Genomic DNA, 13,805 nt, shown 5'->3' with positions numbered 1-13,805 from the left:
CACCAGGGCCCGTGGCGGGGTTGCCGCACGCGGCTGGCAGTCCATCAGTAGCGCGACAGGGCAGCCACTGCCTAGAGGCAGGGGGGCGATCGTTGGGCTGGCCTTCAGCCAACGCCGGCTATGGGCATGAAAAAGGCGGATCCCCTGCGGGATCCGCCTTTGTCGGCAATGGCGAACGGGATCAGCGACCCAGTTCGAACACCACGTCCAGGTTGACCGAGACGGTCGATTCACCCGGTGCGACCGGGGTGGCCTTGTCCATCGCCGCGCCGGCCGACATGGCCCGCATCATCGGCATCGGGCGGTAGCCGCCGCCGGCGTTCTCGGAAATGCTGACGATGCGGCGCACCTGCAGGCCCAGCGACTTCGCATAGGTCTGGGCGCGGGCCTGGGCCTTCTTCAATGCAGCCAGGCGGGCTTCGTCGTAGACCGGTTCCGGCTGGTCGATCTCGAAGCTGGGGCCGTTGATCTGGTTGGCGCCCTGCGCAGCCAGTGCATCCAGCACCTTGCCCAGCTTGGCGATGTCACGCACCTTCAGGCTGACCGTGTTGCTGGCCTGGTAGCCGGTGATCTTCGGTGCTTCGTTGTCGGCATAGCGGTACTGCGGATTGAGGCTGACGCCACTGGTCTGCACGTCGCGCTCGGCGATGCCGGCGGCCTTGATCGCGGCCAGTACCTTGTCCATCTGCTGGGCGTTCTGGCGCATGGCGCTGTTGCCATCGGCGGCCTGGGTGACCACACCGGCCGACAGGGTGGCCACGTCCGGCACGCGGGTCGCCTCGGCATTGGCCGAGATGTTCAGCAGGGTGCCTTCGGCCGGGGCGGCGATCGACGGCGACGACGGGGCAGCATGGGCGGTCATCGAGGTTCCAAGGGCGAGGGACAGGGCGAGCAGCAGCGGGGTGGCGGTCAGGCGCATGGAGAACTCCTTGTTGTGCCGTTGAGGGTGGTGTCGTAGCGATGAACGCGCTGTGAGCCCGTTCGGGGTTGCGCACGTTCCGGGACGGGTTGCCGACGATTCAGGTGGCGGCCTCAGGTTATGCTGTGCCGATGCTCTATCTTGCTTCCCGCTCCCCCCGACGCAACCAGCTGCTGGCCCGACTCGGACGCCCCTTCCAGGCCCTGGACCTGGAGGTCGTCGAGCAGCGCGCGCCCGCTGAAAGCGCCGAACAGTATGTCTGCCGGGTCGCCGCCGACAAGGCGCGCGCCGGGTTGGCCCGGGTGCTGGCCGATGACCCGCAGGCGCGCGTGCTCGGCTCGGACACCGAGGTGGTGCTGGATGGCGACGTGTTCGGAAAGCCCACTGACGCCGCCGATGCGCGGGCGATGCTGGCGCGCCTTGCCGGGCGTACCCATCAGGTGATGACCGCCGTGGTGGTGGTCGGCGCGGACGGGCTGGACAGCGAACTGGTCATTTCCGAAGTGACCTTCGCCCCGATCGACGCTGCCGACATCGCCGCCTACGTGGCCACCGGCGAGCCGTTGGACAAGGCCGGGGCCTACGCCATCCAGGGCGGGGCCGAGCGCTGGATCGAACATCTTTCCGGCAGCTACTCCGGCGTCATGGGGCTGCCATTGCTGCATACCGATCGTCTGCTGGCGCGCTGCGGCGTGCCGGCCACAACTGCCGATGCCGCCAGGGAGGCTGCCGATGTCTGAGGAAATCCTGGTCAATGTGACCCCGCGCGAAACCCGGGTCGCGGTGATCGAGAACGGCATGCTGCAGGAACTGCACATCGAGCGCGGTTGGCGCCGGGGTGTGGTCGGCAACATCTACAAGGGCAAGGTGCAGCGGGTGATGCCCGGCATGCAGGCCGCCTTCGTCGAAGTCGGGCTGGAGCGTGCCGCGTTCCTGCATGCCAACGATGTGGTGCGGCCGGCGCCGGTGGCCAGTGCCGATACCGAGAACACCACGCTGCCGCCGCCATCCAGCGTGCCGATCGTCGAGCTGCTGCGCGACGGCCAGGACATCGTGGTGCAGGTGGTGAAGGACCCGATCGGGACCAAGGGCGCACGCCTGACCACCCAGATCAGCATTCCCTCGCGCTACATGGTGCTGCTGCCGCAATCCAAGGTCGTGGGCGTTTCCGCACGCATCGAGGATGAAACCGAGCGCGCCCGCCTGAAGGCGCTGGTGACCGAACTGTCGGCGCAGCACGGGGGCTACGGCTACATCGTGCGTACCAATGCCGAGGGCCAGCCGGCAGAGGCCATCGCCGAGGACATCGCCTACCTGTCGCGCGTTTGGAACGTGGTCGAGCGTCGTGGCCGCGAAGCGGCCTCGTGCAGCAACATCTATGAAGACCTGAGCCTGCCGCTGCGATCGGTACGCGACCTGATCCGCAAGGACGTTGACAAGGTGAAGGTGGACTCCAAGGAGACCTTCGCGCAGTTGCAGGCCTTTGTTGCCAAGTACATGCCGGTGCTGGCCGAGAAGATCGAGCTGTACAGCGGTGATCGCCCGATCTTCGACATGTTCGGGGTGGAGGACGAGATCGGCCGCGCGCTGGACAAGCAGGTGCCGCTGAAATCCGGTGGCTACCTGGTGATCGACCAGACCGAGGCGATGACCACCATCGACGTCAACACCGGTTCGTTCCTCGGCCAGCGCAACCTGGAAGAGACGGTGTTCCGCACCAACCTGGAAGCGGCACAGGCGGTGGCACGGCAGCTGCGGCTGCGCAACCTGGGCGGCATCATCATCATCGATTTCATCGACATGGACGATGCCGAGCATCGCCGCCAGGTGCTGCGCACCCTGGAAAAGGCGTTGGCCCGCGACCATGCCAAGACCACGGTGTACGACTTCTCGCCACTGGGCCTGGTGGAGATGACCCGCAAGCGCACGGTGGAAAGCCTGGAGCGCCAGCTGTCGGAGACCTGCCCGCAGTGCAGCGGCCGCGGCAGCATCAAGACCACCGAGACGGTGACCTACGAGATCTTCCGCGAGATCACCCGTGCCGTGCGCCAGTTCGATGCCGCGCGCCTGCTGGTGATCGCGTCGACCAAGGTGGTCGCGCGCATCACCGACGAGGAATCCGCGGCGGTGGCCGAGCTGGAGGAATTCCTCGGCAAGAGCATCCGCTTCCAGGCGGACGAGCAGTACCTGCAGGAGCAATTCGATGTCGTTCTGCTCTGATCCTCGCCGGCCGCAGGCCGGCGGTGGCCGATGAGCGCGCCGCCGCGCCTGCGACTGCGAAGGATCCGCCGTCATTTCATTGCCGCCTGCGCGGTGGGCCTGGTCGGGCTTGCACTGCTGGTGGGCACCTTCAGCCAGCTGCTGCCGCTGGCCGAGCGCCATCCCGACAGGATTGCCGCCTGGCTGAGTGAACGCGCTGGCCAGCCGGTGCGTTTCGACCAGCTGCAGACCGCCTGGACCCGGCGCGGCCCGCTGCTGCAGCTCAAGGGCCTGCGCATCGGCGCCGGCCAGGGCCTGGCGATCGGCGAGGCCGAAGTGCTGGTATCGATGTACAGCGGCCTGTTGCCTGGCCGGTCGCTGACCGAGCTGCGCCTGCGTGGCCTGGCGCTCGACCTGCAGCAGGGCGAGGACGGTCGCTGGTCGGTACGCGGCCTGCCGCAGGCCGCCAATGGCGGGGACCCGCTGGATGCGCTGCGCCGGCTGGGCGAACTGCAGGTGATCGGAGGCCGCCTGGGCGTGCATGCGCCGGGGCTGGGAATCGACACCACGCTGCCACGCATCGACGTGCGCCTGCGGGTCAATGGCGACCGCCTGCGTGTAGGCGTGCGTGCCTGGGCCCAGACCGAAGCGCTGCCGTTGACGGCGGTGCTGGACGTGGACCGCGTGCGCGGCAATGGCCAGGCCTGGCTGGGCGCCGATCCGGTCGATTTCCATGCCTGGTCGCCGCTGCTGGCGGCCGGCGGTGTGCGCCTGCGCGAAGGCAAGGGCGAACTCAACCTGTGGCTGACCCTGCGCGATTTCGCACCGGTGGCGGTGACCACCGATTCGGACCTGCGTGATGTCCGCATCGATGGCGCACCGATGCCCTCGATGGCGGCTCCGCAGCTGCAGCTGCAGCGGTTGCAGGCACGCCTGCGCTGGCAGCGCCAGGCTGATGGCTGGGCGTTGCAGGTGCCGCGCCTGCGCCTGAAAACCGAAGAGGGCGAGCAGCAGCTCGATGGCCTGCAGCTGCAGCTTGGCAAGCAGCTGCGGGTCCGTTCTGGCGAAGTGCAGGCCGGCACCGCGCTGCGTGCGCTGGCCCTGAGCGATCGTCTCGAACCGGGCCTGCGTCGCTGGCTGTTCCTGTCCAGGCCGCAGCTGGATGTGCGCGAGTTGCAGTTGGCGGGCGATCGCGATGGCCCACTGTGGGCGCAGGGCGAACTGCAGTCGCTGGGCTTCGCCAGCGTGGGCAATTCGCCCGGCCTGCGCGGCCTGGGCGGGCGCTTCGAAGGCGACGCGGATGGCTTCAGCCTGCAGTTGCAGCCGCAACGGCAGCTGCAGTTCGATTGGCCGACCGGCTTTGGTGTGCGTCATGACCTGCATCTGGCGGGACAGGTGGTGGGCTGGCGCGACGAGGGCGGTGGTTGGCGTATCGGTACTGCGGCGATGCGCGTGGAAGGCACCGACTATGCGGCCGACGTGCGCGGCGGGGTCTGGTTCCAGGGGGACGGTACGCGGCCGTGGCTGCAGCTGGCGGCCAAGCTGGACGACGTGCCGATGACCGCGGCCAAGCGCTTCTGGATCCACTCCAAGATGAGCAAGGGCGCCACCGACTGGCTGGACATGGCGCTGGCCGGCGGCCAGGTGCGCAATGGCATCGGCCTGGTCAGTGGCGACCTGGACGACTGGCCGTTCGACAACAACGATGGCCGCTTCGAGGCCACCGGCCATATCACCAACGGTGACATCCGTTTCCAGCACGATTGGCCGTTGATGAGCCAGGTCGACGCCGATATCGCCTTCATCGGCCCCGGCTTCGACATGCATGGGCGCGGCGATCTGGCCGGTGTGGCGGTGCAGAAGTTCGAGGCGGGCATTCCGGATTTCGGGCAGCAGCCGCTGTATGTGCGCGCCGATGCGCAGAGCGAGGCGGGCAAGCTGCTGGCGATGCTGCGGCAGAGCCCGCTGCACAAGGATTATGGCGACACCCTGGACAACCTCACCGCTGCCGGCCCGGCGCATGTGACCTTCGATCTGCTGCAGCCACTGCACCACGATGATGGTGGCGGCCACCTGCAGGGGACGGTCGATCTGGCCGGCGTGAAGCTGGTCGACAAGCGCTTCCAGCTCGCCTTCGACAACATGCAGGGGCAGGCGCGCTACAGCAATGGCGGTTTCGATGCCGAGACACTGTCGGTGCGCCACCTTGGCCAGGACGGTCGCCTGAGCCTGCGTGCCGGTGGCTACGTGCACGACAGCAGACTGGCCTTCGAATCGCAGCTGTCGGCCACGCTGGATGCTGGCGTGCTGATCGACCGCGCGCCGGAGATGGCCTGGCTCAAGCCCTACATCACCGGAACCTCGCCGTGGACCATCGCGGTCAGCCTGCCCAAGGTCGCTCCAGGGGCGCCTGCGCCGCCCAGCGAGCTGCGGTTGAGCTCCGATCTGGTCGGGACCCGGCTGGACCTGCCGGCGCCGCTGGACAAACCGGCTGCCGAGCCGCTGGCGACCACCGTGGCTGCACAGCTGCCGATGGGGGCCGGCCGCATCGACGTGGCGTTCGGCCAGCGCCTGGCGCTGGCCGCACGCAGCCACAACAACCAGACGGGTGTGCAGGTGACGCTGGGCAGCGACCATGTCGACCGCGAGCCGCCGCCGAGCGGATTGACCGTCAATGGCCGCAGCCCGACCCTGGACGCCCTGGAATGGATCAGCCTGGCGCGGGGTGGCAGTGATGACGACGCCATGCCGCTGCGTGCGGTGGACGTGCAGGTCGGCCAGTTGAAGCTGATCGGTGGCGTGTTCGAGCAGACCCGGTTGCAGCTGCGCCCGGGCGCGCAGGCACTGGATGTGCGCCTGGACGGCCCGTCGCTGGCCGGGCGCCTGACCGTCCCCAATGCAGATGGCGGCACCATCAGTGGCCAGCTCGACCGCGTGCACTGGCAATCCCTGCCGGCGGCTCCGGGTGCATCGGCCGCACCGGCACGGGTACAGGCCGGCGCCAACGACATGGACCCGGCCAAGCTGCCGCCGTTCGCGCTGGACATCGCCGACCTGAAGTTCGGCAAGGTGATGCTGGGCCAGGCGGTACTGCGTACGCGGCCGCTGGCCAATGGCCTGAACGTGGACGAGCTGCGCTTCCGTGCGCCCGACCAGGAGATCGACATCAGCGGTCGCTGGCTGGGCCGCACCGGTGGTGGCCGCACCGAGCTGACCGCACAGGTGCGCAGCGAGGACCTGGGCGGATTGATGCAGAACCTCGACTACGGCGGCCAGCTGCGTGGCGGTTCCGGCCAGGCGCAGCTGCAGGCCACGTGGAGTGGGGGGGCCGTCGGACTTCCAGCTGGGCAACCTGCAGGGCCGCCTGGACCTGCACGCGCGCAACGGCCAGCTGCTGGAGCTGGAACCGGGCGCCGGCCGGGTGCTGGGCCTGCTCAGTGTCACCCAGCTGCCGCGGCGCCTGATGTTCGACTTCCGCGACTTCTTCTCCAAGGGCTTCGCGTTCAACCAGATCGACGGCAGCATGCAGTTTGGCCAGGGCATGGCACGCACCGACAAAGTGCTGATCGAAGGCCCGGCAGCCAACATCACCATCCGCGGCCAGGCCGACCTGCGCAACCAGCAGTTTGACCAGACCATCGACGTCAACCCGCGTGCAGGCAATCTGCTGACCGTGGTGGGTGCGGTCGCCGGTGGCCCGGTGGGGGCGGCGCTGGGCGCGGCCACCAATGCGGTATTGTCAAAGCCATTGGGCGAGATTGGCGCCCGTACCTACAAGGTGACCGGTCCATGGAAGGAACCGAAGGTGGAAGTGATCGAGCGCAGCCGCGACAAGGCTCCGCCACCCGTACCGACACCGGCGCCGGCCATTCCGCCGACCGTCACCGGCCTGCCGCGCTCGCGTTGAGCGCGGCTTTCCTGTTCACGGGGCTTGCCTGAGCGCCCCCGCATCCCCAGATCGAGAACCATGACTGATATCGCCCTGACGCTTGCCCAAGACCGCCTGCTGCGCCCCGGCGGCCTGGATACCGCTGGCCTGGAGCGCACCTTCGGCCAGCTGCTCGGCCCCGGTGTGGACTTCGGCGACCTTTATTTCCAGCATGCCCGCCGCGAGAGCTGGAGCGTGGAAGACGGCATCGTCAAGGACGGCGCCCATTCCATCGAGCAGGGCGTGGGCGTGCGGGCGATTTCCGGCGAGAAGACCGGCTTCGCCTACTCCGACGACATCCATGCCGATGCGCTGCTGACGGCGGCGCAGTCGGCGCGTGCGATCTCGCGTGAAGGTGGCGCCCAGTCCGGGCGGTCGCTGCTGCGCGGCAACGCGCGCGCGCTGTACCCGGCGCTGGACCCGATCGATGGCATCGGCAACGAGGCCAAGGTCGAGGTGCTCAAGCGCCTGGATGGCTACCTGCGCGCCGCCGACCCGCGCGTGAAGCAGGTGATGGTGAGCCTGTCCGGCGGCGTCGATACGGTACTGATCGCCCGCAGCGACGGTGTGCTGGGCGCTGACGTGCGCCCGTTGGTGCGCCTGAACGTGCAGGTGATCGTCGAGCACAACGGTCGCCGCGAGTCCGGCTATGCCGGCGGTGGTGGCCGCTACGGGTATGAGGAGCTGTTCGCGGACGGTCGCCCCGAGGCCTTTGCCCGCGAGGCGCTGCGCCAGGCGCTGGTGAACCTGGACGCCGTTCCGGCACCGGCCGGCGTGATGCCGGTGGTACTGGGCCCGGGCTGGCCCGGCGTGCTGCTGCATGAAGCGGTCGGCCACGGCCTGGAAGGCGACTTCAACCGCAAGGGCACCAGCGTCTACGCGGGCCGCATCGGCGAGCGCGTTGCCGCCCCGGGCGTGACCATCGTCGATGACGGCACGCTGGACGGACGCCGTGGTTCGTTGAACATCGACGACGAGGGCCATCCGACCCAGTGCACCACCCTGATCGAGGACGGCATTCTGGTGGGATACATGCAGGACAGCCTCAACGCACGGCTGATGGGCATGGCGCCGACCGGCAACGGCCGCCGCGAATCGTTCGCGCACCTGACCATGCCGCGCATGACCAACACCTACATGCGCGCCGGCCAGCACGACCCACAGGAAATGATCCGTTCGGTGAAGAAGGGCCTGTACGCAGTCAACTTTGGTGGCGGCCAGGTCGACATCACCAGCGGCAAGTACGTGTTCTCGGCCACCGAGGCCTACCTGATCGAGGATGGCCGCATCACCGCGCCGGTGAAGGGTGCGACGCTGATCGGCAACGGTCCGGAAACCATGCAGAAGGTGCGCATGGTCGGCAACGATCTGGCCCTGGACGAGGGCGTGGGCATCTGTGGCAAGGACGGGCAGAGCGTGCCCGTGGGTGTCGGCCAGCCCTCGCTGCTGATCGAGGGCATCACGGTCGGCGGTACCCAGGCCTGAGCCGGGCGATGGCCAGCGCCACCGCCCAGGCCGGCGCGGACTCAGTCCTCGTCGGCTTCGTCGCTGTCGACGGGGGCGGCGTCTTCGGCGCTGGCCTTCAGGCCCAGCGCGGCCGGCAGCATCAGGGCGCGCAGCACCTGGAAGATTTCGCGGTAGGCGCGCGGCGGCTTGTTCCTGGCCTTCTCGGCCTGCGCATTGCGCACCAGCGTGCGCAGCTGCTGGCGGTCGGCCTGCGGGTAGTCGTCCAGCAGTGCAGCCAGCGCCTTGTCACCCTCGGCCAGCAGGCGCTCGCGCCAGTCTTCCGCGCGGTGCATCATCGCCACTTCACGGCGACCGGTTTCGCTGTTGGCGTCCAGCGCATCGCGGATCGCATCCAGCGTGGCGTCTTCTTCGCGGCGCATGTGCTTGGCCAGGAACGCCAGCTGGCGCTTGTGGGCGATGTGGGCGGTGATGCGCTTGCACTCGGCGATATGCGGCAGCAGGTCTTCCGGGATCGGCAGGCGTGCCAGCTGGGCCGGGGTCAACGACACCAGCTTCTCGCCCAGGGCCAGGACGTCGAGCGCGTCGCGCCGGTTCTGGCTGCGGCTCTTGTCGTGGAATTCACCGGTTTCTTCGTCGCGTCCGCGCATCGTTCCTACCTGATCTCAAAAAAAGTCGCCCGGCGTGATGCCGGGCCCAACCCGTACAGGATAAAGCATTGAACGTGATCGCCCCTGAAGTCGCTGTCGGCGACGACAGCCTGGCCCGGCTGGAACGGCTGGCCGACCTCTCCCAGCAGCTGCTCGACCGCGCCCGTGCGCTGGGCGCCAGCCAGGCCGAGGTCAGCTGCAGCGAGGATCGTGGCCTGGAGGTCAATGTCCGCCTTGGCGAGGTGGAGACCGTGCAGTCCACCCGTGACCGCGGTATCGCCGTCACCGTCTATTTCGGCCAACGCAAGGGCAGCGCCAGCACCGGCGACCTGAACGAGGCCAGCCTTGCCGCCACGGTCGAGCAGGCCTGTGCGATCGCCCGGCACACCGAAGATGACCCGGCTGCCGGCCTGGCCGATGCCGCACTGATGGCCACCGATTTCCCGGATCTGGATGCCTGGCACCCCTGGGCGCTGCAGGCCGACGAGGCGGTGGACCTGGCCCTGGCCTGCGAGAACGCAGGCCGTGAGGCCGATGCGCAGATCCGCAATTCCGACGGCGCCTCGGTGTCGAGCATGCAGAGCCTGTCGGTGTACGCCAATTCGCATGGCTTTTTCGGCCGTGAGCGTGGCACCCATCATTCGGTGGGCTGTGCGCTGATCGCCGGCCAGGGCGATGGCATGCAGCGCGATGGCTGGTACACCAGCGCGCTGGCCCGGGAGGATCTGGAAGAGGTGGGCCTGGTCGGTCGTCGTGCTGCCGAGCGCACCGTCGCCCGCCTGCAGCCTCGTTCGATGGCCACCGGCAGCATGCCGGTGCTGTTCGCCCCGGAAGTAGCGCGCAGCCTGGTTGGCCACCTGCTGTCGGCGGTATCGGGCGGTGCCCTGTACCGCCAGGCCAGCTTCCTGCTGGACAGCGTTGGCCAGCAGCTGTTCCCGGACTGGATGCAGATCGAGGAACTGCCCCACCTGCGCCGTGGCCTGCGCTCGGCCGCCTTCGACGGTGACGGGGTGGCCACGCGTGCTTCGGCCCTGGTCCGTGACGGCGTGCTGCAGCGCTATGTGCTGGGCAGCTACTCGGCACGCAAGCTGGGGCTGCAGACCACCGCCAATGCCGGTGGCGTGCACAACCTGCAGCTGGCCGCCAACGCGGGCTCCCTGCAGGACATCGCCCGGCAGATGGGCGATGGCCTGCTGGTGACCGAACTGATGGGGCAGGGCGTGAACGGCGTGACCGGCGACTACTCGCGCGGTGCCGGCGGCTTCCGCGTCGAGAATGGTGAGATCCAGTACCCGGTGGATGGCATCACCATCGCCGGCAACCTGCGCGAGATGTTCAGCAGCATCGAAGCGGTCGGCAGCGACGTCGACCCGCGCTCGCACATCCGGACCGGTTCGATCCTGCTGGGGCGGATGACCATCGCCGGTAATGATTGATGGCGTCGATGGCGTAAGCTATGCCCGCCTGACGCAACCAGCTTGGTGCTGGTGGGTCAAGACCACCCAATGAAAAGGAGTTTTGTCGTGAGCGAATTCGATAACGTCCCGCCGCCGCCGGCCATCACCGACGTGCCGGCCGACCAGCGCACCATGGCCCTGGCCGCGCACCTGCTGGGCATCTTCACCGGCTTCATCGGCGCGCTGATCATCTGGCTGATCAACAAGGATGACGCGGGCAAGGCCTTCGTGACCGACCAGGCCAAGGAAGCCCTGAACTTCCAGATCACCGTGACCATCGCCATGGTCATCAGCATGATCCTGACCATCGTGATCATCGGCGTGTTCCTGGCCCCGATCGTGGGCATCATCAGCCTGGTGTTCAGCATCATCGCAGCGGTCAAGGCCAACAACGGCGAAGCCTACCGCTACCCGTTCGCACTGCGCCTGATCAAGTAATACCGGCGGCATGCGGAATTGAGAACGCCCGGCATTGCCGGGCGTTTTCATGTGCGGGGAGCGACGGGCGGTGCCCGGCGAGCGATCAATGATCGCGTTCGACCGCCAGCGTCGCCAGTGCACGCAGTGCATCGGCCTCTTCGCCATACCCGGCCAGGATCGACTGCATGCGTGCGGCCAGTTCGTGCAGCTGAGCCTTGGCACCGTCCATACCGAGCAGGGCAGGGAAGGTGCTCTTGTCCTGCGCCTGGTCCTTGCCGGCGGTCTTGCCCAGCTGCTCGGAACTGGCCTCGACATCGAGGATGTCATCGCGTACCTGGAAGGCCAGGCCGAGTGCGTCGGCGAAGCTGTCCAGCTGGGCCAGCTGAGGTTCGTGGGCCTGGCCGCACAGCGCGCCCATGCGCACCGCCGCACGGATCAGCGCGCCGGTCTTCAGGGCATGCATGCGGGTCAATGCCGCCAGCGTCTGCTGCTGGCCGGTGGCATCGATATCCAGCGCCTGGCCGCCGCACATGCCAGCGGCGCCGGACGCGTGGGCCAGGGTCTGCAGGCAGGCCACGCGTAGCGTGGCCGGCAGCGGTGCATCGGCCAGCAGGCCGAAGGCACGGGTCTGCAGCGCGTCGCCTGCCAGAATCGCGGTGGCTTCATCGAAGGCGATGTGGGTGGTCGGCTTGCCGCGACGCAGCGCGTCGTCATCCATCGCCGGCAGGTCGTCATGCACCAGCGAGTAGGCGTGAATGAGTTCGACGGACATGGCGGCCGCATCCAGGCTTTCCGGCTGCGCACCGAACAGGTGGCCACTAGCGTAGACCAGCAGCGGGCGCATGCGTTTGCCACCGCCCAGCACCGAATAGCGCATGGCCTGGTGCAGGCGCTGCGGCGCTTCGGCAGGCGAGGGCAGCGCGGCGTCGAGCTGGCTTTCGATACGGTCGCGCCAGCGCGCGAACAGAACCTCAGCCGTCATGGCTGGGCGGATCGAAAGGCTCGGATGCTTCCGGCTGCGCCGGATCGCTGAGCAGGCGCACGCGCAGCTCGGCCTGCTCCAGCGCCTGCTGGCACTGGCGATACAGACCGACGCCACGTTCGTAAGCACTGAGCGAAGCTTCCAGGCTCAGCTCGCCGGTTTCCATCTGCTCCACCAGCTGCTCCAGCGATTCGAGCGACTGCTCGAACTGGGCGACCGGGGAGGCGTTTTCGGGGGACTTCTTGGCCATGCGGCAAGTGTGGACGGGCCGCGCGCGGGGGTCAATTCACCAGCCGCCCGGGCGCCACTGCAACTGTGCGCCATGCGCCTGCAGCCAGGCCTGCAGCGGTGCGGAGATGACCACGTCGGCGGCGGCCAGCAACTGCGGGCCATCAAAGATCAGCGGCAGCTGCGCGCGTCGCCAGGGGGCGAGGTGTTCGCGTTGCAGGCAGTCCTTCAACGCGTGCGAATGCTGGCGACCGGGCAGCAGAATGCGCTCACCGCCCACGCGTGCACGGACCTGCAGCGGGCGATCGAAGGCCGGGGTGCCCTGCAGGCGCAGCTGTCCGCCATCGGGCAGTGCCAGCGGTGCGCGTCCATCCCATTCGGCCTGCCACTCGTGGGGAAGCGCAGGCAGCCGGGCCGGCAGCAGGTAGGCGTGGTCGCGCCACTGTTGGATCGCGTGATCGTGCCAGCGCACCCGCGCCTGGCGATCGTTGTCGGCCGGCAGCAGCTCGTCCAGCGCCTGCTGCAGCACGGTGGCCGGCAGCGGTGCCGCGTCGTGGCCGGCCACCCAGGCACGCAGCACGCGTGCGGCACGGCCCGTTGAGACCTGGCGAAGCAGCTGCAGCGACAGCACGCGTGGAGCGACTTCCAGGTGTGCGATCAGCTCGGCGTCTTCCTCGTCAAGCAGTTCGCGGGTCTGCCCGCAGTGCGTTGCGCTGCCCGCCATCGCCGCAGCGGCATGCGGCCAGCGCTGGCGCAACAGCGGCAGCACCTGCAGGCGCAGGAAGTTGCGATCGGCGTGGTCGTCGGCGTTGCTGGGGTCTTCGATCCAGTGCAGTGCATGCTGGCGGGCGTAGTCGAGGAGTGCACTGCGTGGCACTGCCAGCAGCGGTCGCCATAGAGGCATTTCGCCAAGGCGGCTGTGCGTGGACATCGCCGCCAGGCCATCGACGCCGGAAGCGCGCAGGGCGCGCAACAGGAAGGTCTCGGCCTGGTCGTCCTGGTGCTGTGCCAGCGCCAAGGTTTCGCCGTCGCGCAGTTCGGCCGCGAACGCGGCGCGTCGTGCCAGTCGCGCGGCACCCTCGGTGCCCAGGCCTGTGCCGTTCTCGACCTGCACGCGGTGCACGGCCAGTTCGATGCCCCAGGCGTCGCATTGCTGCTGGCAGTGCAGCACCCAGTCATCTGCATCGGGCTGCAGCCCATGGTGCACGTGCACCGCGCGCAGCGCCGTGCCGGAAGCTTGCGCGCAGCACCACAGCCAATGCAGCAGCACGGTGGAGTCGACACCACCGCTGTAGCCCACCAGCAGCGGCGCATCCAGCGGAACGAGGGCAGGGAATTCACTCACGGCGGCAAGTATAGGGTTGGTCGGCAGGGCTGCGCCCTGCACCCGCAGACGCGCAAGCAACGGCAACGGCCGAAGCAACAGCAGAAGCGGGTTTCCTGAGGGTTGGCGGGGTGGGGCCGGTTGCGGGGGCCGCTGCAAGTCCCCCTCCGGGGCCCGGCCCAGCCGCTGGCGGCTGTGCGTTCGGGCGCTTGCGAAGCCGTGCTTCGCAAGCAA

10 protein-coding genes and 1 pseudogene are annotated in these 13,805 nt (G+C 68.5%); 6 read left to right on the top strand and 5 right to left on the bottom strand.

Translation table 11 applies throughout. From position 1 onward, the window contains the following. Positions 1-181 precede the first annotated feature (181 nt). Complete coding sequence (locus tag ACZK3J_RS16430) at positions 182-919, bottom strand: SIMPL domain-containing protein (protein ID WP_006382138.1); 738 nt, start codon at positions 917-919, stop codon at positions 182-184. A gap of 131 nt (positions 920-1,050) precedes the next feature. Here ACZK3J_RS16430 and ACZK3J_RS16425 point away from each other — a divergent pair, with 131 nt between their 5' ends. From ACZK3J_RS16425 to tldD, 4 genes and pseudogenes are all read left to right on the top strand, one after another. Then, complete coding sequence (locus tag ACZK3J_RS16425) at positions 1,051-1,659, top strand: Maf family nucleotide pyrophosphatase (RefSeq protein ID WP_032128990.1); 609 nt, start codon at positions 1,051-1,053, stop codon at positions 1,657-1,659. Next, the gene (gene rng / locus ACZK3J_RS16420) at positions 1,652-3,139 is read left to right on the top strand and encodes a ribonuclease G (protein WP_010482960.1); all 1,488 of its coding nucleotides are present in this window, start codon (positions 1,652-1,654) and stop codon (positions 3,137-3,139) included. Before ACZK3J_RS16425 ends, rng begins: the two co-directional genes overlap by 8 nt. A gap of 30 nt (positions 3,140-3,169) precedes the next feature. Next, positions 3,170-7,025: pseudogene (locus ACZK3J_RS16415) on the top strand (YhdP family protein). Between the two features lie 60 nt (positions 7,026-7,085). Then, positions 7,086-8,531 (top strand): metalloprotease TldD, encoded by a 1,446-nt coding sequence (gene tldD / locus ACZK3J_RS16410; protein ID WP_121504582.1) that lies wholly within the window; start codon positions 7,086-7,088, stop codon positions 8,529-8,531. A 41-nt stretch (positions 8,532-8,572) separates the two neighbouring features. On the opposite strand, the gene yjgA is transcribed toward tldD, so the two are convergent. After that, positions 8,573-9,160, bottom strand: a complete 588-nt coding sequence (yjgA, locus tag ACZK3J_RS16405) for a ribosome biogenesis factor YjgA (RefSeq protein ID WP_049462721.1) — start codon at positions 9,158-9,160, stop codon at positions 8,573-8,575. 68 nt (positions 9,161-9,228) lie between these two features. On the opposite strand from yjgA, the gene pmbA reads away from it, so the two are divergent. Further along, positions 9,229-10,596 (top strand): metalloprotease PmbA, encoded by a 1,368-nt coding sequence (pmbA, locus tag ACZK3J_RS16400; RefSeq protein ID WP_277779227.1) that lies wholly within the window; start codon positions 9,229-9,231, stop codon positions 10,594-10,596. 87 nt (positions 10,597-10,683) lie between these two features. Continuing rightward, positions 10,684-11,055: a DUF4870 domain-containing protein gene (locus ACZK3J_RS16395; protein ID WP_345782078.1), complete on the top strand. Its 372-nt coding sequence runs from the start codon at positions 10,684-10,686 to the stop codon at positions 11,053-11,055. 85 nt (positions 11,056-11,140) lie between these two features. On the opposite strand, the gene ACZK3J_RS16390 is transcribed toward ACZK3J_RS16395, so the two are convergent. The 3 genes from ACZK3J_RS16390 to tilS are packed head-to-tail and all read right to left on the bottom strand — an operon-like array spanning position 11,141 to position 13,592. Then, the gene (locus tag ACZK3J_RS16390) at positions 11,141-12,019 is read right to left on the bottom strand and encodes a polyprenyl synthetase family protein (protein WP_121504580.1); all 879 of its coding nucleotides are present in this window, start codon (positions 12,017-12,019) and stop codon (positions 11,141-11,143) included. After that, complete coding sequence (locus tag ACZK3J_RS16385; RefSeq protein ID WP_005410522.1) at positions 12,009-12,269, bottom strand: exodeoxyribonuclease VII small subunit; 261 nt, start codon at positions 12,267-12,269, stop codon at positions 12,009-12,011. The genes ACZK3J_RS16390 and ACZK3J_RS16385 overlap by 11 nt, the downstream gene beginning before the upstream one ends. 36 nt (positions 12,270-12,305) lie before the next feature. After that, a complete protein-coding gene (gene tilS / locus ACZK3J_RS16380) occupies positions 12,306-13,592 on the bottom strand; it encodes a tRNA lysidine(34) synthetase TilS (protein WP_478476074.1) in 1,287 nt (428 codons plus the stop codon). Positions 13,593-13,805 lie beyond the last annotated feature (213 nt).

The organism is Stenotrophomonas sp. 86428_Sma (genome assembly GCF_056481585.1).
The sequence above is the reverse complement of the archived record's forward strand: the minus strand, read 5'-3'. Positions and strand labels throughout refer to the sequence as shown.

Bases quoted from the DNA above. Each gene is read 5' to 3' on its own strand.
- tldD (WP_121504582.1), top strand. From the start codon at position 7,086: ATGACTGATATCGCCCTGACGCTTGCCCAAGACCGCCTGCTGCGCCCC.
- ACZK3J_RS16385 (WP_005410522.1), bottom strand. From the start codon at position 12,269: ATGGCCAAGAAGTCCCCCGAAAACGCCTCCCCGGTCGCCCAGTTCGAG.
- yjgA (WP_049462721.1), bottom strand. From the start codon at position 9,160: ATGCGCGGACGCGACGAAGAAACCGGTGAATTCCACGACAAGAGCCGC.
- ACZK3J_RS16430 (WP_006382138.1), bottom strand. From the start codon at position 919: ATGCGCCTGACCGCCACCCCGCTGCTGCTCGCCCTGTCCCTCGCCCTT.
- rng (WP_010482960.1), top strand. From the start codon at position 1,652: ATGTCTGAGGAAATCCTGGTCAATGTGACCCCGCGCGAAACCCGGGTC.
- ACZK3J_RS16425 (WP_032128990.1), top strand. From the start codon at position 1,051: ATGCTCTATCTTGCTTCCCGCTCCCCCCGACGCAACCAGCTGCTGGCC.
- ACZK3J_RS16390 (WP_121504580.1), bottom strand. From the start codon at position 12,019: ATGACGGCTGAGGTTCTGTTCGCGCGCTGGCGCGACCGTATCGAAAGC.